The sequence below is a fragment of the Nocardia nepalensis genome, from assembly GCF_048910785.1.
GTDB lineage: Bacteria > Actinomycetota > Actinomycetes > Mycobacteriales > Mycobacteriaceae > Nocardia > Nocardia nepalensis.
This window is the reverse complement of sequence record NZ_JBKBET010000020.1, coordinates 219301-238110: the sequence shown is the minus strand read 5'-3', so window position 1 is coordinate 238110 and position 18810 is coordinate 219301. Positions and strand designations below refer to the sequence as shown.

General features: G+C 66.7%; 13 protein-coding genes, 1 tRNA gene and 1 pseudogene. 8 read left to right on the top strand and 7 right to left on the bottom strand.

Translation table 11 applies throughout. The annotated features are described in order from the left end of the window. Window positions 1–38: 38 nt before the first annotated feature. On the top strand, window positions 39–1538 hold the full coding sequence (locus tag ACHQ4I_RS12300; RefSeq protein WP_420771836.1) for an MFS transporter: 1500 nt from the start codon (window positions 39–41) through the stop codon (window positions 1536–1538). A gap of 72 nt (window positions 1539–1610) precedes the next feature. Here ACHQ4I_RS12300 and ACHQ4I_RS12295 read toward each other — a convergent pair whose 3' ends face one another. Then, window positions 1611–2774, bottom strand: coding sequence for a lipase family protein (locus ACHQ4I_RS12295; RefSeq protein ID WP_420772659.1), 1164 nt, complete (start codon window positions 2772–2774; stop codon window positions 1611–1613). A 270-nt stretch (window positions 2775–3044) separates the two neighbouring features. Between ACHQ4I_RS12295 and crcB the strand changes: the two genes are divergently transcribed. The 6 genes from crcB to ACHQ4I_RS12265 all read left to right on the top strand — a co-directional run bounded on the left by crcB (window position 3045) and on the right by ACHQ4I_RS12265 (window position 8051). Beyond that, window positions 3045–3458 carry a fluoride efflux transporter CrcB gene (crcB, locus tag ACHQ4I_RS12290; RefSeq protein WP_420771835.1) on the top strand — a complete coding sequence of 138 codons (414 nt, stop codon included), beginning with the start codon at window positions 3045–3047 and terminating at the stop codon, window positions 3456–3458. A gap of 33 nt (window positions 3459–3491) precedes the next feature. Further along, the gene (locus tag ACHQ4I_RS12285; RefSeq protein WP_420771834.1) at window positions 3492–3866 is read left to right on the top strand and encodes a DUF190 domain-containing protein; all 375 of its coding nucleotides are present in this window, start codon (window positions 3492–3494) and stop codon (window positions 3864–3866) included. After that, on the top strand, window positions 3863–4225 hold the full coding sequence (locus tag ACHQ4I_RS12280; protein WP_420771833.1) for a fluoride efflux transporter FluC: 363 nt from the start codon (window positions 3863–3865) through the stop codon (window positions 4223–4225). The genes ACHQ4I_RS12285 and ACHQ4I_RS12280 overlap by 4 nt, the downstream gene beginning before the upstream one ends. A 47-nt stretch (window positions 4226–4272) precedes the next feature. Next, a complete protein-coding gene (gene pgm / locus ACHQ4I_RS12275) occupies window positions 4273–5913 on the top strand; it encodes a phosphoglucomutase (alpha-D-glucose-1,6-bisphosphate-dependent) (protein WP_420771832.1) in 1641 nt (546 codons plus the stop codon). Beyond that, window positions 5906–7264: an MFS transporter gene (locus tag ACHQ4I_RS12270; RefSeq protein ID WP_420771831.1), complete on the top strand. Its 1359-nt coding sequence runs from the start codon at window positions 5906–5908 to the stop codon at window positions 7262–7264. Before pgm ends, ACHQ4I_RS12270 begins: the two co-directional genes overlap by 8 nt. 85 nt (window positions 7265–7349) lie before the next feature. After that, window positions 7350–8051 carry a DsbA family protein gene (locus ACHQ4I_RS12265; RefSeq protein WP_420771830.1) on the top strand — a complete coding sequence of 234 codons (702 nt, stop codon included), beginning with the start codon at window positions 7350–7352 and terminating at the stop codon, window positions 8049–8051. 42 nt (window positions 8052–8093) lie between these two features. Here ACHQ4I_RS12265 and ACHQ4I_RS12260 read toward each other — a convergent pair whose 3' ends face one another. The 3 genes from ACHQ4I_RS12260 to ACHQ4I_RS12250 form a co-directional block, all read right to left on the bottom strand. Next, window positions 8094–10052: an MFS transporter gene (locus ACHQ4I_RS12260; RefSeq protein ID WP_420771829.1), complete on the bottom strand. Its 1959-nt coding sequence runs from the start codon at window positions 10050–10052 to the stop codon at window positions 8094–8096. A 424-nt stretch (window positions 10053–10476) separates the two neighbouring features. Next, window positions 10477–10809 (bottom strand): transglycosylase family protein, encoded by a 333-nt coding sequence (locus ACHQ4I_RS12255; RefSeq protein WP_420771828.1) that lies wholly within the window; start codon window positions 10807–10809, stop codon window positions 10477–10479. A gap of 1855 nt (window positions 10810–12664) precedes the next feature. Beyond that, window positions 12665–14179, bottom strand: a complete 1515-nt coding sequence (locus tag ACHQ4I_RS12250) for an HNH endonuclease signature motif containing protein (RefSeq protein WP_420771827.1) — start codon at window positions 14177–14179, stop codon at window positions 12665–12667. A 122-nt stretch (window positions 14180–14301) separates the two neighbouring features. Here ACHQ4I_RS12250 and ACHQ4I_RS12245 point away from each other — a divergent pair. Then, window positions 14302–14374: transfer RNA gene (locus tag ACHQ4I_RS12245), tRNA-Ala, on the top strand. Between the two features lie 100 nt (window positions 14375–14474). On the opposite strand, the pseudogene ACHQ4I_RS12240 reads toward ACHQ4I_RS12245, so the two are convergent. The 3 genes and pseudogenes from ACHQ4I_RS12240 to ACHQ4I_RS12230 all read right to left on the bottom strand — a co-directional run. Further along, window positions 14475–14605 (bottom strand): annotated as a pseudogene (locus tag ACHQ4I_RS12240) (hydroxylase); the annotation flags it as partial. A 288-nt stretch (window positions 14606–14893) separates the two neighbouring features. Beyond that, window positions 14894–17683: a DUF5682 family protein gene (locus ACHQ4I_RS12235; RefSeq protein ID WP_420771826.1), complete on the bottom strand. Its 2790-nt coding sequence runs from the start codon at window positions 17681–17683 to the stop codon at window positions 14894–14896. Further along, complete coding sequence (locus tag ACHQ4I_RS12230; protein ID WP_420771825.1) at window positions 17680–18798, bottom strand: ATP-binding protein; 1119 nt, start codon at window positions 18796–18798, stop codon at window positions 17680–17682. Before ACHQ4I_RS12230 ends, ACHQ4I_RS12235 begins: the two co-directional genes overlap by 4 nt. Between the last annotated feature and the right edge of the window lie 12 nt (window positions 18799–18810).

The following is an 18810-nucleotide window of genomic DNA, read 5'->3' as shown; positions in this document are numbered from 1 at the left end:
AACCTTCTCCGGATCAAGCCTCGAGACAAAGGGGACACATGACTACCACGCTGGACCGTGGGGCACCCGCCCCCGAGAAAACTGACTCGGGCCGCCGCGGCTCGCATGCCTTGCGCTGGTGGGTGCTCGCCGTACTCGGCGTGGCTCAGCTCATGGTCGTGCTCGACGCGACCGTCGTGAATATCGCGCTGCCCGCAGCGCAACAGGACCTCGGTTTCAACGATGGCGACCGGCAGTGGGTCGTCACCGGTTACGCCCTTGCCTTCGGCAGCCTCTTGCTGCTCGGTGGCCGACTCAGTGACCTGTTCGGCCGACGCAACACCTTCATTATCGGCCTGGTCGGATTCGCCGTCGCCTCCGCGGTCGGCGGCGCGGCGACCAGCTTCGAGATGCTGGTCGCCGCCCGAGTCGGGCAGGGCGTCTTCGGTGCACTGCTGGCACCCGCGGCACTGTCACTGCTGACGGTCACCTTCACCGAACCCTCCGAACGGGCCAAGGCCTTCGGCATTTTCGGTGCGGTCGCGGGCGCCGGTGGCGCCATCGGCCTGCTGCTCGGCGGCATGCTCACCGAGTGGGCGTCGTGGCGCTGGGCGATGTTCGTCAACCTCGGCTTCGCCGCGGTCGCGTTGGTCGGTGCGGTGCTGCTGCTGGCCAAGCATGTGGCGACCGAGCGGCCCAAGCTCGATATCCCGGGCACCGTCGTGGTGACCGCCGCGCTGTTCGGCATCGTCTACGGCTTCTCGCACGCCGAGTCCACCAGCTGGACCAACCCGGTCACCCTGACCTTCCTGATCGGCGGCGCGGCACTGCTCGCGGTGTTCGTGGCGATCGAGACCCGGATCGCGAATCCGCTGCTGCCGATGCGCATCGTGCTGGACCGCACTCGCGGCGGTTCGTTCATGACGGTCTTCGTCGCGGGTATCGGAATGTTCGCGGTCTTCCTGTTCCTGGTCTACTACATGCAGCTGAGCATGGGCTACTCGCCGATCAAGACTGGTCTGGCCGTCCTGCCGATGGTGGCGGGCATGGTCGCTTCCTCGACCACAGTGCCCTCGCTGCTGCTGCCGAAGGTCGGTCCGAAGATGGTGGTCGCCGCTGGCTTCCTGGTCGCCGCGCTCGGCATGGCATGGCTGACCCAGATCGGTTTGGACAGTAGCTATGTCGCGAATATCCTGCCCGCGCTGATCCTGATGGGCCTTGGCCTCGGTGGTGCGATGTCGACCGCCTTCCAGGGCGCGACGGCCGGTGTGCACCACGAGGACGCGGGCGTGGCCTCGGCGATGATCAACACCAGCCAGCAGGTCGGCGGTTCGATCGGCACGGCGCTGCTGAGCACCATCGCCGCCTCGGCCGCGACGGACTACCTGTCATCGCATACGCCGGGCCCGTTGACGGTCGCGCAGGCGCAGATCGAGAGCTACACGACCAGCTTCTGGTGGGCCACCGCGATTTTCGTGGCCGGCGCGGTGATCACCGGATTCCTTATGCCGAATACGGTTCCGGCTCCGTCGGAGGGCGAGCCGGTGATCGTGCACTGAACTGTTCCGCTCGAACAGCACAACGCCCGCGTCGATGATGACGCGGGCGTTGTGTTTTCGGTGTATCCCTGATCAGCAGTTGCTCGGGGCCGGCAGGCCAGCGAAACGATCGGACAGATAGTTGAATGCCAGTGGCGCGCCGAGGAAGATCGCCGCGTTGTGGTCGGCGCCCGGGATCACGTCGAACAGCACCGGGGTGCCCGCAGCGCAGTAGCGGCCCGTCACCTGCCGGGCCAGCCACGGATCCACCTCGTCATTGGCGCCGTGCCATTCGTACAGCGGCGCGCGCGGTACGCCGGGATAGGTTTCCAGACTGTTCTCGTGCATGACCCGCATCGTGGTCGCGTCCGTGTCGAACATCGAACCGGTGAAGACATCATCGAAATCCTTGTTCGCACCCGCCGCGATGATCTCGGCGGCACAGGCATTGGCGACTTGTCCGCGCAGTGTCCAGCCCGCGGGATTGAGGATCCGCTCCAGATGCAGCTGGCCCGGATATTCGCGTTCGAGCCCGAGCCCGGCCGCGAAACCGAGGCCGAACAGCGGATTCGGCCGCGCGCCGACATCGGCGGCCAGCTTGGCGATATTCACCGGGACGCCGCCCTGTGCCACCCCGACGATCGGCAGTTCGGGCGCGTACTCCGGAGCCAGGGCCGCCGCGAACCCGGTCGCCATGGCGCCGCCCGAGTATCCGGTCATGCCGACCGGGCTGCCCGCGAGATCCGCTGGCGGGAAACGTTTTACCGCCCGAATCCCGTCCAGCGTCAGCCTGCCGCCCAGGTGGGCGGCGCCATAGGCGCTGGTCGGGCCGAGATGGTCCGGAACGGCCACGGCCCAGCCGCGGGCCAGCAGCAGATTGAGCGCGGGCGCCTCCTGCATGGTGCCGTCGAAGAGGCTGTGCGAGGGCGCGCACTGCATGCCGAGCGAATTGACGAACGGCTGATACGACACCAGCGGCCGGTTGAGTCCGCCGCCCACCGGTAGCAGCACCGTGGTCACGGCCGCGATGGGATCGCCCGCCGAATTGGTCGACCGGTAGAGCAACTGCCACGCCGTCGCGCCAGGGAAGCCCGCCGCGGCCACCGGCCGGCTGCGGATCACATCGCCGGGCTGGAAGTTGCCCACATCCGGTGGCGCCGAATAGAAACCGTCCGGATCCGGAATCGGATAGATCGGCTCCGCCACGGCCGGCGGTGCGTAGCCGAGTCCGGCCAGCGCGGCCGCCAAGACCGCGATGCCGAGTCGCCGGATCGCAGGCCCCCAAGAGCCGCGACTCGATCTGCCGAACAGTTGCTGGCGCCCGGTTGCGCGGCCCTTCGCCGCATTCCGAGGCGCGTGGGGTACTGCCCGTCGTGCCGCCATCATCGCTCCCGACCTGTATCCGTAGGGGTAGGTGGGAACTTCGGCCAAACCTTCCAGGCATTCGTACGTGCTGCGGGCCGCCATGTCAACGAACGGCCCTGTTCGTGGTGCGCGCCGCCTTCCCGGATGTTCGGCTTCGCCGGTGTGACCGTTAGCATTGCGGCGGTGGTGCTCATGGTGATCTCCCTCGGCGGTGGTCTCGGCGCGCTGCTGCGCTATGCGATCGGCGTGTGGTGGCCCTCGCAACCGCATCAGGTCCCCTGGTCCACGTTCGCGATCAACGTCGTGGGATGCTTTGCGATCGGAATTCTGATGGTTCTGATAACCGAAGTATGGGTAGCCCACAGACTGCTGCGTCCCTTCCTCGGCATCGGCTTGCTCGGCGGCTTCACCACTTTTTCCACCTACAGCGTCGAGGTTCGTAGACTGCTCGAATCGGGTGCCGCGGTCGAGGCGCTCGGCTATCTCGGGGGGACGGTGGTGGCGGCATTGGGGGCGGTCGTGCTCGGCACGAGTGTGACGCGGTGGGCGGCTGGTACGGCACGACGGACGAGTTGAACAGTGGAGAGCACGACGGAAGGGGGTCAGGCGATGAATGATTCACCGGCGGGCACTGGTCCGGCGGCGGGACAGTGGCAGTCGGCGGCGCGGCTGACGATCCTGCTCGACGAGGACGACAAGTGGCGGCACGGCCCCCTGTACCACGAGATCGTGCGGCGCGCCCGCGATGCCGGACTTGCGGGTGCCAGCGTGTGGCGTGGGGTGGAGGGCTATGGCGCGTCCTCGCGCATCCACACCAGCCGGATCCTCGATCTTGCCGAACACCTACCCGTGCTGGTGATGGCTGTCGACGAGGCCCAGCGGCTGCGGGCCTTCGTCCAGCAGAATTCCGAGGTGCTCGCCGCGGTGAATGTCGCGCTGTCCGAGGTCGAGATCTGGCATCCGATTCTGGGGGTCGCCCGATGAACGCACTGCTCGTCATAGTGGGAGGCATGATCGGCGCGCCCGCGCGGTATCTCATCGACCGTGCGATTGCCGCGCGATTCGAATCTCTGCTGCCGCTAGGCACATTGACCGTTAACATTGTCGGTTCGGCGTTGCTCGGTGGATTGATCGGCGCCGGTGCGAACAGTTGGTTGTACACCGTCGCGGGAACGGGCTTCTGTGGTGCGCTCACCACATTCAGCACGTTCGGCTACGAGACGATCAGGCTCGCCGCCGAGGGCGCCTACGCCTACGCGGCGGGCAATGTGGTGCTCAGCGTCGTGGCCAGCCTGGTCGCGGCGTTCGCCGCCGCGGCCACGACCCAGTGGTTGTGGACATGATTTTGATGACGAGCCGGGCGCAGCCGACGCGGAAGGGAGACCCGAGCATGGCCCATGATCGAGCCGGGCGACCCGCGCGTCCCACCGACCTGGAGGACATCGCGCATCTGGTGACGGCCTACTACAGCCGCATCCCGGATCCGGCCGATCCCGCGCAACTGGTGTCCTTCGGTACATCGGGGCATCGGGGTTCGAGTCTGGACAGCGCGTTCAACGAGGCGCACATCCTGGCGATCACCCAGTCGATCGTGGAATACCGTGCCACGCGCGGCATTACGGGTCCGGTCTATCTGGCCCGCGACACCCACGCGCTGTCGGAACCCGCGTGGACCACCGCGCTGGAGGTGCTCGCCGCCAACGACGTGACCGCGATGATCGATGCCCGCGACCGCTACACCCCGACACCCGCGCTGAGCCATGCCGTGCTGCGCCACAATCGCGGCGGCGCCAGACATCAGGCCGATGGCATCGTCGTCACGCCCTCGCACAATCCGCCGCGCGACGGCGGCTTCAAATACAACCCGCCACACGGCGGTCCGGCCGACACCAAGGCCACCGACGCCATCGCCAACCGCGCCAATGAACTGCTGCGCGGCGGACTGTCCGGTGTGCGGCGGACCACGCTGCGGCATGCGCTGGAGACCAGCGTCGAGCGCTACGACTACCTCGACCACTACATCGCCGATCTGCCGAATGTGTTGAACCTGGACGCCATTCGCGGCGCCGGCATCCGGCTCGGCGCGGATCCGATGGGCGGAGCCAGCGTCGACTACTGGGAGGAGATCGGGCAGCGCTACGACCTCGAGCTCGAGGTGGTCAACCCGTTCGTCGATCCGACCTGGCGATTCATGACCCTGGATTCCGACGGCAAGATCCGAATGGATCCGTCCTCGCGCTACGCCATGGCCTCGCTCATCGCCATCAAGGACGACTACGACATCTCCACCGGCAATGACGCCGACGCGGATCGCCACGGCATCGTCACCCCCGACGGTGGGCTGATGAATCCGAACCACTTCCTCGCGGTCGCCATCGAGTATCTGGTCGCGAACCGGATGGGCTGGGACGCGCTGACCAAGATCGGCAAGACGGCGGTGAGCTCGTCGATGATCGACCGCGTGGTCAGCGTGCTCGGGCGCGATGTGTACGAGGTGCCGGTCGGCTTCAAATTCTTCGTGCCCGGATTGTTCAGCGGCAGCCTGGCTTTCGGCGGTGAGGAGAGCGCGGGCGCGTCGTTCCTGCGGATGGACGGCACCGTGTGGACCACCGATAAGGACGGCATCCTGCTCGCGCTGCTGGCCACCGAGGTCGCGGCGGTCACCGGTCAGAGTCCGTCGGCGCGCTATGTCGAACTCGAGAAGCGCTACGGCAGTCCGGCCTATGCGCGGATCGACGCCGCCGCAACCCCGGAACAGAAAGCACTGCTCGGGAAGTTGACACCGGACATGATCACCACGAAGGAGATCGCCGGTGAGCCGATCACGGCGGTGCTCACCAGGGCGCGCGGCAACGGTGCGCCGCTGGGCGGATTGAAGGTCACCACGGAGAACGCGTGGTTCGCGGCGCGGCCGTCGGGGACCGAGGACAAGTACAAGATCTACGCGGAGTCGTTCCAGGGGCCCGAGCATCTGGCGCAGGTGCAGGCGGCCGCGGAGGAAGTGGTGGGGCAGGCGCTGTCCGGTGAGTGATAGATCTACCAAGGCGCTACCCATCGAGATCTGGGTCTTGGTCGGTGCGTCATTCGTCATTGCCGTCGGATTCGGTCTGGTGGCGCCAGTGCTGCCGCAGTTCGCGCGCGGATTCGGGGTCGGTGTCGCGGCCGCGTCGGCGATCGTCAGTGCGTTCGCGTTGATGCGTCTGCTGTTCGCGCCGGTCAGCGGGCGATTGGTGCAGCGGCTCGGGGAGCGGTCGGTCTATCTCGGCGGATTGCTGATCGTCGCGGTGTCGACCGGGGCGAGTGCTTTCGCGCAGAGTTATTGGCAGCTGCTGGTGCTGCGATCGGCCGGTGGTGTCGGTTCGACCATGTTCACCGTGTCGTCGCTGGCACTGGTGATCCGGATGTCACCGCCCGCGCAGCGCGGCCGGGTATCCGGATTGTGGTCGACCAGCTTTCTGATCGGATCGGTGAGTGGGCCGCTGGTCGGCGGTGCGCTCGCCGGGCTCGGATTGCGAGCGCCGTTCCTCATCTACGCCGCGGCGTTGTTGCTCGCCACCGCGGTGGTCTACGTGAACCTGCGGCATTCGACCTTGGCCGCGCCCGAATCGGTTGGCGTGCTGCGGCTGATGTCGTTCCGCGAGGGGCTGGCGCGGTCGGAGTATCGCGCGGTGCTGCTGTCGAATTTCGCCAATGGCGCGGCGGTATTCGGTGTGCGGATGGCTTTGGTGCCGCTGCTCGTTGTCGAGGTGCTGCATCAGAAACCGGGTATGGCCGGTGTGACCTTGACGGTTTTCGCCGCGGGCAATGTGGCGGTGCTTTTCGCATCCGGCAGGCTCTCGGACCGCTTCGGACGCAAGCCGTTCCTGATCGCCGGATCCCTGATCTGCGCGGTCGGCACCGCCGGACTCGGCGCCGCATCGAGCCTGCCGTGGCTGCTGGCGACCTCCTTCGTGGCCGGACTCGGCTCGGGCATGTTCACCCCCGCCCAGCAGGCGGCGGTCGCGGATGTCATCGGACCGAAGGCCCGCGGCGGGCCGGTGCTCGCGGGCTTCCAGATGGCGGCCGACCTCGGCACCGTTATCGGGCCGGTCACGGTAGGCGCTGTGGCCCAACACTTCTCCTATGGTCTGGCACTCATTCTCACCGGCGCATTGCTCGCGGTCGCGGCTGCGGTGTGGGTGATCGTGCCGGAACCACTGCGCAGGCGAGTCGCGGATGTCGAGATAACGTCGGAGTGTCCGCCTGACCACATCTGCGGTCCCGACGGAGCCGAGCACCTGCTGGTGGACGAGCCCGCCGACGGCGCGCCGACCGCCCCCGCGGACTCCGATCCTGCGGACTGTGGCGACAACTACGCCGGACGCCCTAGGTCGACCGCATAGGCGGGTCCCGAGGGAGGCGGGCCGGCCGGGGTGCGGCAGAGTATCCGATGTGAGCGAATCGCGTTCGAACTACACTCCGCGACCGGTGTCCAATACGACCACCTATGCCCTGGGTGGCTTGGCGCTCGTGCTCATCGTGTTGATCGTGATCCTCGCGATCCGGTGGGGGCGTGACGACGCCACGATCCGCAACGACGGATACGGGTCGGTGCACAACGCGGATGTGCACGCGGTCCTGGACCAGAACACCGGCACGATTCTGCTCGGCCGCCCCGAAGCGTCCAAGACCATCGACGTGTACGAGGATCCGCTGTGCCCGTCCTGCGGTGCACTGGAGCGGCTCTACGGTCAGGAAATCGCGCAGAAGATGGACGAGGGCAAACTCGCCGTGCGCTATCACCTGGTGACATTCCTCGACCCCAAATCCAAGAGCAAGGACTATTCGACCCGCGCGGTCGCCGCGAATGAATGTGTCGCCGAGACCGGTTCGGGTTCGGTGTACTCGAAGTTCCACGAGCTGCTGTTCACTTCGAAGCAGCCGAAGGAAGGCGGCGCCGATCTCAGCAATGACGATCTCGTGAATGTCGCCAAGGAGGCGGGCGCGTCGCTGGAGGCGGTGCAGTGCATCGGTTCCGGTGCGAAGCTCGACGCCGCGAAGATCCACGCCCAGATGGCACGCGCGGCGCTGACCGACGCGAATGGCGAGGTCGCGACGCCTGCCGTCTTCGACGGTAAGAACAAGGTCGATGTGAACAATCACGAATGGGTCGTCGACCTCACCAAGTGACCGGTGCCGGGCGATGCCAACCCCACCGCCCGGCACGACGCACTATCCGGCTGGTTCTGGTTCGGGTTCTTCCTTCGTGATCGCGGCGAGTTCGCGCTCGACGAGCTCGTCGTGCGCCTTCGCGTCCGCGGCCGCCTTCTTCGGGTTCCAATTTCCGGACATCAGGAAGACGAAGGGCAGGAACACCACCTGCGCGATCAGACAGATCCACCACCAGCGCTTCCACTGTGCGGGCGAATCCTTGGCCGCCTGCTGCACCTCGGTGGCGTGCTCGGCCAGATATGCCTGATCATCGGCGGGGATGGTGCCGACCGACTGCAGCTGCGCCGTCGCCTGCGTGAGCTTGGGGCCCACCTTGGCGGCGACCGCGAGATCGGCGGCCGGGAGCTGCTGGGTCGCCTGCAGGCGGGCGATCGCCTGGTCTACCGGGATGCCGAACTTCTGCGCGACTTGGCCGACCGCCGCGAGCCCGGCGGTGGCATCGGCCGGATTGGTGGCCAATGTCGCCAAGGTGGCCGGTTCGATGGCCTGTAGCGTCGCCAGCTCCTGTGGATAGCGGATATTGAGGCCGATGGTCGTCTGGATCTCGGCTGGCGTCGCCCCCGTCAGCTTCGTCAGCGCCGCGACCTGCGCCGCCTGATCAGTGGGGTCCCTCTGCAATGCCGCGAGGGTGTCCGTGCCGACCGTCTGAATGGTCGCGAGCTGCGGACCGTATTTGTGCTGGATCTCGGCGAGTCGAGGACCGTAGTTGACCAGCGTGCCCGCCGTATTGATCACGATCAGCAAACCGAACAGCACGATGGTGACGACGCCGCGCAGCGTGCCGCCCCAGACCGCCAAACCTACCGCGGTCGCGGCGGGATTCCGGTTCTCCACGGTCTCGGTGAAGCTGGCCATCCAGGTCGCGTAGGCGATACCGGCGCCGACCGCGATCACGCTCAACCACAATGCGAACGTGTAATACCCGGTATCGGGCTTCTCGGTATAGCCGAGGAATACGAACAACCCGACGATGCTGATGAGCGCGCCGATGATCATGAACGGTTTGCGCACCTTGAGGTAATCCGACACGATGCCCGCCACCACGAGCGCGATCGCATTGGCGATCCAATACCAATTGCCGAGGGCATTGGCCTTGGCCGAGCTGAACCCGAAAATGGTCGCCATATAGACCGGTAGGAACGACACGATCGTGTAGAAGTACGCGAGGAACAGGCTGATCGCCAGCGCCGATCCGACGATATTGACGCGCAGCATCTGCCGCCATTGCCCTTGTTCCAGGGTGCTGATGTCCAACCCGCGCGCCCGCGCCTCGATCAGCGCGCGATCGCGCAGCGACACCATGATCTGGTCCCGCAGTGCCGGACTCAGCTCACGCAGCCCGATCACCGCGAATACCGCGATGACCATGCTGATCACACCGCAGAGCCGATAGTGGTACTGCCAATCGGGATGCGCATCGAGTGTGTGCGTGGAGATCTCGGTGGTGATCAGGGCGCCGAGCACCGGCCCGAGGGTCCAGAACCCCATCGCCGAGGCCCGGCCCAACTGCGGGGAGAAGTCGCGGATCAACGCCGGTGTCGCCACCAGCACCGCGCCTTCGACGATGCTCACCACGCAGTAGACGACGAGATACGCCTCTTTGCTCGTGGTCGCGGGTACGGCGAACAAGGTGAGCAGCGAGCAGATCACCACGCCGTAGGCGACGATATTGGCTCGTCCCCAGCGGTCGAGCAGACCGGCGAGCACCGAGGCGGCGGCGCCGAAAGCGGCACCCGCGATGAATATCCCGACGAAATACCGGAAGGATAGGTGGAAGTAGGCGATCAGCTCATTGCCCACCGCTCCGGTGACGAATAGTTGGTAGTACAGCGCCACGGAGGTGATGACCACCAGGGCCAGATACCAGGAGCGGGCGGGAGTGTCGGGATAGTGCGGTAGCTTGCGTTGCCACAGTCCCGTGAGCAGGGTCGGCGGGTCCGCGGTCTGGGTCGAGCTCATGGTCGAGATGCCTTTCTAGCCACGGCATTTCGTAAAGGACCTGAACCGTCCGCGGATCAGGACGAGTTGCCGGGTGGAAACAGGGTAGTGAGATGGATCACTGACCGCAGGTGTTTCGGACCATGAGAACGATTGATTGCGTAATCGAAATGGGCGGTACCGGTGAGTGGGACTGATGGTTGACCGCGTGGGCGGTCGGGTGCGGGCTGGGGAGGTGCGAATTCGGCCGTCGCGCAGGGTTTTCGATTCTAATGCACCGCGGTCGGTTAGCGGGTGCTGGCGGAATATTCGGTGTTCGGCCGGAGAGTTGCTGGAATTGATTCCGGCGCTATCGATTTCGGTGGTGGTCGCGATGATCGAATGCCGTCACCGACGACAACGGGGCCCGTGCCGATGGCACGGACCCCGCTCGGTAGATCTGGGCTTACAGGTAAGCGCCGCACACGGGCCACGCGCCCGGGCCCTGGGTGGCGAGCACATTCTCCGCGACGCGGATCTGCTCTTCACGGCTGGCGCCGCTCGCGCTGCCCGAGCCGCCGTTGGCGGCCCAGGTGCTCTGCGTGAACTGCAGGCCGCCGTGGAAGCCGTTACCGGTATCGATGCCCCAGTTGCCGCCGCTTTCGCACTGCGCGACGGCGTCCCAGTTGTGACCGGAAGCCGACGCGGTGGCGGTGGACAGGCCGAACGGAACGGCGGCGATGGCACCGGCGACGGCGGCGAGACCAAGGGCACGGGTGAACTTGCGGTTCTGAGTCATGTGGATTCCTGGCTGCGCCCGCTCGGCTCCGGCGGACATTCCGCCGTGTCCCTGCCCCCAGCGATGTCGGGGATCCTCGGAACCGCGGGGCAGGGTTACCAGCGTTCGGCGGTTCGCGTTCGGGCCCGTCTCGTTGATCAGGGCCGCCGCCGACGTTAGCGAAGAATTGGCCGCTGATCACGTTGAGATAACGTCCCAATTGCCTGAACCGAAACCATAGAGTCTCGGCATTTACCCAGTTCGAATGGGTAAAAATGTATATATACGACGCGTCGTAATAGTTACGTTATGTGTTCGGTATCACTGTGAAATAGTGATCCGCATCGCGTTTGAGCGACGAATCCTGGGATGAATATCCGGTCCGATGACGACTTCGGCGGTGATCTCGCAGGTTACGGATGGTGAAGTTGTTATCCCCTGGGGTAATTGTGGAATGTACTGGATGCAATTTGCAGGTTCAAATGAACGAGCAATACGGCGTGTCGATTGCTCTCGGCGACGCCCGAGGGGAGCGTCCCTGACCTCTGCGATGCTGGAATATCGGCTCGGTGCCGCAGTCCGTCGGCGGGGAGCTGCGAGGGTACGAATGCAATGCCGGGCCGTGCGATGACACGGCGAACAGCCCTTGGCCGCGCGCGGCCGGGCAGGTCACTCTTGGCGGGCGCGTCGCGGCCGACGTTCGATCGGCATATGCGGTCGCAAAGAGCCGTGTGCTTCGGTCGACGGCCATCGAATGGCTGTACGCCGTCACCGGCAGCGATAGATCGTCGTGAACGGTCAAGTTAGTGTCCTGCTGGGCGTATGCGGCCAGCGCAGGTGTCTTATCGACGGCACGCATGGGACCGCACGTGTGCCGTCGCCCACAGCTGCGTGTCGTAGCCAACAGCTGTGTGTCGTCGTGAACAGGTCGCGACCTGTCCTGATCGCCGCCGAACCGCAGCAACTCGGGGCGCGGCTGGGCTCGTTACGGCTGGAGGTGCTCGTCCGCGGGCTCGTCGATGCCGAGCGAATACCGCCTCCCGCACACATTCCGCGATCGTCGCGCGATCGTCGACCGCTGTTCACTACTGGACAAGTGATCACGTGGAACTGACGGCGGCACTCTCTCGCCCGATGCCGCCACCAGTTCCACCTGATCGGCCGACCAACAGCGACTCGCCCAGTGGCAACCATTGCTATCGCGGCGGGATCGCGATGACGGTAGAGCCCGCCTCGGTCGGGGGGCCGTATCGCGGGAGGTTCGGTTGGGGTCGGGCGCTGGGCTTGATGCGGCTTGGTTGTCCAGGACCTCTTGCGTGGGCTGAGCCCGGCGGAGATCGGCCCGGATTGGTCTGCCCCCACGGCCCCGGTGATACCTACTGCTATTGCTGGCCGATAGGCGATGCCGGTGCTGTCTGACAGCGATGCCGGTCGAGTCGCGGCACCGTGATTGCTTCAAAACGCGGCGGTTCGGGCGGTGGTCGGGCGCTGGGCTCGTTGCCGCTGGTCGTCCGGGATCTCGTCCGTGGCCCGAACCTGCGCAGCTCGGGAGCGTTGCGTTGGGTCCGCTGAACCCCGGTGGTGACTGTCGTCTGGTCTCGATGAATGCGGTCCGGTCAGTCGCTGGGTGCCTGGGCTGGCTGTCGCTGGTCGTCCGGGATCTCGTAACCCGACGGATGCGGGGTGGGCGCATTCCGGAGCGGACTGCCCGGACCGCTCGCCGGGCGCTGCCGCCGACGCTGCCCGTCGAGCGTCGGCCCGTCCGGCGGGACCAGGATGTCCTCTGTGGCCCGAACCTGCGCAGCTCGGGAGCGTTGCGTTGGGTCCGCTGAACCCCGGTGGTGACTGTCGTCTGGTCTCGATGAATGCGGTCCGGTCAGTCGCTGGGTGCCTGGGCTGGTTGTCGCTGGTCGTCGGGGATCTCGTCCTCGGGGCGGATTCGGCGCAGCTGACCATGGACGACGATGTAGCCGTCGAGGGGGTAGGCGATGTCTTCGGCGGTCGGGCGATCGGCGGGGCGGATCGGGATTGTCGCGGTGGGTTCGATCGGGTCGGATCGGTGGTGGCCGGCGTATGGGGCCACGGGTGCGTCGGAGTCGGTGCGCGGGAAGAGATAGCGGGCGCCCTCGCGGACCGTGGTGTGGATGTCGCCGGTCGGTGCGGTCCATTGCAGGCGATCGAGGTCGGCGCGCCAGGTGCGCCAGGGGAGTCTTTCGTTGTCCGCCAATGTCTTCAGGCGATGGTGGCGAGTGCACAGGACGGCCAGGTTGGTGCGAATGGTTCGGCCGCCGCGGTCGGGCCGCTGGTGGTCGAAGGGGTGATTGTGGTCCAGCTCGGATTCCGCGGCGGGCATGACACAACCCGGAAAGCGGCACATGCCGTCAACCGCCCGCACGTCGCGTTCCAGTCGCGGTGACGGCCGCCATTGCGCAGCCTCACTGGTCGCGGTTGGATCGTCATCGGCGGCCGAGCGTTCCGGAATCACTTGGAAGCGTGCGTGTTCGGCCAGAATCCGGGCGAGCGCCGCATCGATCGGCCCGTACCCGGCCAGAAACGCCGGTGCGTCCCGAATGCCGAGCAGCGTGTCCGCCGGAATCCCGATCTGGATCAACGGCCTGCGCGGCCGCTCGATCGGCGCACCGAACTTCGGGCACCGCGCACCGCGCCCGCAATGACACCGCAGCCGCCCCGACCCATCCGCCAGTGCCACCAGGGCGTCGGCCCGCCGCTGCGGCATGCTCCGCGGATCCGACGCGCACACCTGCAGACTCATCTCCCGCAACCGCATCGCCACCGTCTGCGCGCCCGGCGCGGGCAGCAACCCGTCGAACACCGCCATGCCGTCCTGTACCGCACGTAGCCGCACATCCCGCTCGTCCTGGCGCAACTCCCGCCGCCGCTGCGCCCCACCGGGATCCAACCGCGCCGCCCACCGCCGCGCCGCCTGCCGCAGCCGCACCGAATTGTTCCGCCCCGCCGCCTCGAGCAACCGCGGCTCCAGAACATCCAGCACCTCCCTGGCCACCGCCCGGGTGTTGTCCACGATCACCCGCACCTTCGCCAGATCGATCCGTCCCGCCGCGAACGCCGCCCGTGTCTGCGGCAGCGAATCCTCCAGCGCCAGACCGATATCGATCAACGCCCCCGCCGTCCCCTCATCGACCTGCAGCGCCACCGCCGCCTCACTGGCCGCGAATTCCCCCGCCCGCACCCCGCCGGGCCCCGGCTCCGCACTCTCGGCCCGATGCCGTCGATACAACTCCCGCACCGCGAACACCTCGGCGGCCTGCGCCACCGCCGCCCGCCCATGCGCCGCCCGAAGGGCATCGATCAGCCCCGCGTCACTCATGGCGCCGAAGTCCACGGATGAGAGATCATCGCTATCGAACATGTGTTCGATTCTACGGTCGCACAACCCCCTCCGCCACCCCCGAATCAAGGCGATTTGGTTGCCGACACGCCAGTGGTGTAACTTCGTTCAGGCAGTCAGGGAAACCTGAAAGCAACCCACTCGGGGCTATGGCGCAGCTGGTAGCGCACCACACTGGCAGTGTGGGGGTCAGGGGTTCGAGTCCCCTTAGCTCCACTTGGATCGCAGGTCAGGCCCGGTATCGCACCGGGCCTGACCTGTTTCATTTGGCGGGGGATTCACTTGTGTCGAATCGATCCCCCGAGGGCCGTCCTCAGTGGTCGGTGCCAGAGGAGAAGCTCCAGCCTCCGCGCAGCCGATAACCGCCGTTGACCGGTGTGGCGATCCCTTGGGCGGCATAGGGCGAGGCGATCCAGCGTCGGGGTTCTCGCCCCACACTTCCTGTTGCAGGCGCCGGGAAAATTCGGACCTGATCGTTGTCGTTTCCGCATGCACGTGGCGACCGTTTGACGACGGTTCGGCTTGTGGAGCCGTCAGCCGACTCGAACACGCATGGTGGCGGCATCGTCTCAGCTGGTGTCTTCGGTCCAGGCCCGGTAGATCACCGGGCCTGACCTGTTCTGTTCGAACCGACCCCACGTTTTCGCTGAAACGGGGCTGGGGCGGGTGTATCGGCCGGGCCGGTTCGGCGGACACCCGGCCGCATATTTCGGGGACGAACCGGCCGAGCCCGCGTCAGCTCCGCGGGGCTGACACCCCGAGCTGCGCCGCCAGTAGTGCGGTGGCGGTTGCGGGGAAACGGTCGAGCAAACCGGTTACCTCGCGGTTTCCGGCCTCCTGCCAGCCGCCCTCGATGCCGAGCAGTCCGGTGAGCGCGTCGCAGGCGGCGGGGTGGGCGGCCAGTAGTTCGGTGACCGGCCCGCGCGGTGCCGCCGCCGCTGGCGTTGTGGCCGTGGTGAATTCGACCGACCAGGGCGGCACGAAGGTGTCCACGGCGGGCAGTGCGCCGGGGAAGGTGCGGCCCGCTTCCCGGACCAGTCCCGGGATCAGGTCGCCCGCCTGGTCCTTCAGGGTGGTGATGAGCTTCGGCAGCCACGGCAGCAGCACCGCGTCCGGCAGCGTGCCGAAGGCCTTCGACAACAGCTCCACCACAAAGGGTTTCAGCGCCGGAGCCGGGTCGATGGCCTGCACGAAACCGCTCACGTACTGCGGAACCGTCGGCAGCACAAGCGGATTGGCCAGCATCCCGTCGCACCGCTCGCGCAGCTCGGCCATGGTCAGCATGCCGAGCTGGAACCGCGCCGCCCACAACAGGGCCACCTTGGCAGGCGCCTCCGGATGCGATTGCAGCACCGCCAGTTCCAGCTGGGTGTGATCGCAGCCCAGCGACAGCGCCAGGTTCTCCATCCCGAACAGGAAGCCCAGCATGGCCGCCACCTGCGCCGGTCCGGTCTCCTCGGCGGCGAACGCGGTGGGCAGCAGGGTGCAGTAATGCGCGTATCCGGCCGTCACGAACCGTTCGCACCACGCCGGCAAGCCGTGCTCGGTGGAGCGGAAGTAGTTGAGCAGCAACCGGATGCGCCGCAACACGACGGGCGCGTCGTCCACCGTTCGTTCGGCGGCGAGGAGTTCGACCGCGCGATTCCCCAGCTCGTCGGCGAGCCGGACCGATCCCAGATAGACGAGCGCATCCTCGACCGCGCCGAGCGCCACGGCCGCTGTCGCGTCCGGCGCAGCGACCGCGCGTCGCAGGCGCTGCTCGAGCACCTGCTCCACCGACACACCCTCGTAGCCGAGCTCGACCAGCGAGCGCTGGTATTTGCCGAGCCCGATATCCCAGCTCTCCTGGATCGAGGTGTCGCCCAGTCCGCGCGAGCCCATGATGGGCCGCAGCGCGTCCTGCGGCAGCAACCTGCGCAGCAGCCACAGCAGATCCGAGCACGGCCGCAGGTCCGGATTCACCTTCAGGTCCAGCAGCGCGCGCTGCAGCGTCCGCTTGGACAGGTCCAGTCCCAGCGGTTGCAGCCGGTCGAGCACATCGCGGGCCAGCGGCGGCAGTGCCGCGTAGCCGACCTGGCCGATACGGTCACCGCCGAGCAGGATTTCGCACAGCCGCCGCACATCGCGCCGCCCTGGCACCCGATCCTTCTCGATGCAGGTGACCGCCGCGTCCTGGAAGTCGTACGGCGTCGGACGAGCACGATTGCGCAAGCCCGCCAACAGGATCGAGGTCTCGAAGATGGCGATGGCGTCGGCGGTGCTGGCCAGGTAGCCATTGCGCCGGGCCAGCCGGACGAGATCCACCGACCACTCCAGGAGTTCGGCCTCATCGAGTGGGTCGAGTACCGGTGGCCGGGACAGGAAACCCGAAAGCCGGTCCGCTACTTGGGCTTCCGGTTCTGCCGGGAGCAGCGGCAGTGTCTTGGCGCGCTTCTTCGTCCCCTGCTGGCCTGCCAGCTGGAACGACTGCAATCTGCCGCGTCGCAATCCCTTCGCCCAAGTGGCCGCTGCGATCGACACCGCGCCGCCGGCCAGCCCGAACTGTGCCTCGATGGCGGAGTGGCTGGATGGGATCAGCCCGTAGTGCCATTTCGTGGCCGAGCGCGGCGAGATCTCGAACGGCTCCGACGCAGCCAGTCCGAACTGGTCGACCGGGCTGGCCGCATGGGCCGCGCCGCACACGTACAACGCAAGTGTGGGATCGATGTCGTTGGCGGACAAGTGTTCCCGCATGCGGGTCCACATGTACCGTTCGCGATCCTCGTCCTCGACGGTGCTACCGCGCCGCAGCCGCCGGAACAGGCTGCCGATCATCACCATGACCTGCCGGTAGGTGTTGTAGTCGGCGTCCACGAGGGGCTGCTCGACGTACTGGTCCCACCATTCCGACCAGTGCCGGACCTTGCCGTGGTGCAGCAGATGTTCTTCCAACTCGGCGAAACGCGGTCGCAGATCACCGATTTCGATGCCGACCGCTTCGCCGTGCAGGCCGTCGTCCTCGGGCTGCTCGCCGTCAGCGGATGTTTCCGACTCCGCTTCTTTGGGAGCCCACTGGAAGACGTGATCGGTGGATCGATCCACCAGCACCAGTTCGACGCCCGGCGTATCGAGCGCGTAGGCGATGGCCTGGTATTCGGCCGACGATTCGGTGATCGGCGCGACCACCGACAGCGGCGCCCATTCCGCCGGGAAACCCTCGATATCAGTGGCGAAGGCCTGCAAGGCAACCGGCAACCGGCAGTTGCGCAGTTCGTCCAGCAGCGGCCGCATGTCTTCGCACAGTTCCAGGTAGATGACGCTCGGCTGCTTTTCGCGCAGCCGCCGCACCATGGCCAGACCGGAGGCGGGCGAGTGGTGACAGACCGGGAAGATCTCCAGTCGCTCCGACAGCGCCCGGTCGACATCGTCGACCATGCCCGCCAGGATGTCGCCCGGCGCCCCGGCGAACGCGACGGCCGCGTCCGCCAGCTGATCCCGCAGCGCGGCAAAGGTATTCGGCGTGGGCAGGGTATCGGAGACGATCACGACAGCCTCGCGATCGCCGCGCGGCCGCCCTCCAGGAATTCGCCCCAGGCGGCATCGCCCTTCTTGTCCTTGGTGCGCGGCTCGACCACCCCGTGCAGGTACTTGTTGAGAATGGCCAAGTCCTCGGGCGTGCGCCGGGCCAGTGATCCGACCAGCGAACCGGCGAGGGTCTCGGCGCCCAATTCCTTCGCACCGAAGAACTGGCTGTGCAGGATGGCGTCCTCGAGCACGCCGATCTGCTCGGCGGTGGACAGGGCCGATTCCAGCTTGTCGTCGTCGCTGGTGGCGGCGGCCGCAGCGGCGCGCAGATCGGCGAAGCTCTCGAGCAGGATATCCAGCAGCGTGGGCGGCAGTTCCAGTTCGATGGAATGGCGGCGCAGCAGTTCCGCGGTGCGGAAGCGCACGATCTCCGCCTCGCTCTTCTTGTTGGACACCACCGGAATGCGCACGAAGTTGAAGCGCCGCTTGAGCGCCGAGGACAGGTCGTTCACACCCCGGTCGCGGCTGTTGGCGGTGGCGATGATGGAGAAGCCCGGCTGCGCGAACACCACATTGTCGTCGTCGAGTTCGGGGATGGAGACGTACTTCTCCGACAGGATGGAGATCAGCGCATCCTGCACGTCGCTGGTGGAGCGGGTGAGCTCCTCGAAGCGACCGATCACGCCCTGCTCCATGGCGGTCATGATCGGGGACGGGATCATCGACTCGCGCGACTGGCCCTTGGCGATGACCATAGAGATGTTCCACGAGTACTTGATGTGGTCCTCGGTGGTGCCGGCGGTGCCCTGCACCACCAGCGTGGAATTGCGGCTGATGGCCGCGGACAGCAGCTCGGCCAGCCAGCTCTTGCCGGTACCCGGATCACCGATGAGCAGCAGACCCCGGTCCGAGGCCAGGGTGACGATGCTGCGCTCGACGAAACTGCGGTCACCGAACCACTTCTGCTCCACCTGGCGGTCCAGTCCGTCGGCGCGTTCGGAGCCGAGAATGAACAGCCGCACCATCTTCGGGCTCAGCCGCCACGCGAACGGCTTGGGGCCGTCGTCGACGGACTCCAGCCAGTCCAGTTCCTCGGCGTACTTGACCTCGGCGGGGGCGCGCAAAACGTCGTTCATGATGGCTGGTCT

Bases quoted from the DNA above. Each gene is read 5' to 3' on its own strand.
- pgm (WP_420771832.1), top strand. From the start codon at position 4,273: ATGGCCCATGATCGAGCCGGGCGACCCGCGCGTCCCACCGACCTGGAG.
- ACHQ4I_RS12255 (WP_420771828.1), bottom strand. From the start codon at position 10,809: ATGACTCAGAACCGCAAGTTCACCCGTGCCCTTGGTCTCGCCGCCGTC.
- ACHQ4I_RS12280 (WP_420771833.1), top strand. From the start codon at position 3,863: ATGAACGCACTGCTCGTCATAGTGGGAGGCATGATCGGCGCGCCCGCG.
- ACHQ4I_RS12250 (WP_420771827.1), bottom strand. From the start codon at position 14,179: ATGTTCGATAGCGATGATCTCTCATCCGTGGACTTCGGCGCCATGAGT.
- ACHQ4I_RS12230 (WP_420771825.1), bottom strand. From the start codon at position 18,798: ATGAACGACGTTTTGCGCGCCCCCGCCGAGGTCAAGTACGCCGAGGAA.
- ACHQ4I_RS12300 (WP_420771836.1), top strand. From the start codon at position 39: ATGACTACCACGCTGGACCGTGGGGCACCCGCCCCCGAGAAAACTGAC.
- ACHQ4I_RS12285 (WP_420771834.1), top strand. From the start codon at position 3,492: ATGAATGATTCACCGGCGGGCACTGGTCCGGCGGCGGGACAGTGGCAG.
- ACHQ4I_RS12260 (WP_420771829.1), bottom strand. From the start codon at position 10,052: ATGAGCTCGACCCAGACCGCGGACCCGCCGACCCTGCTCACGGGACTG.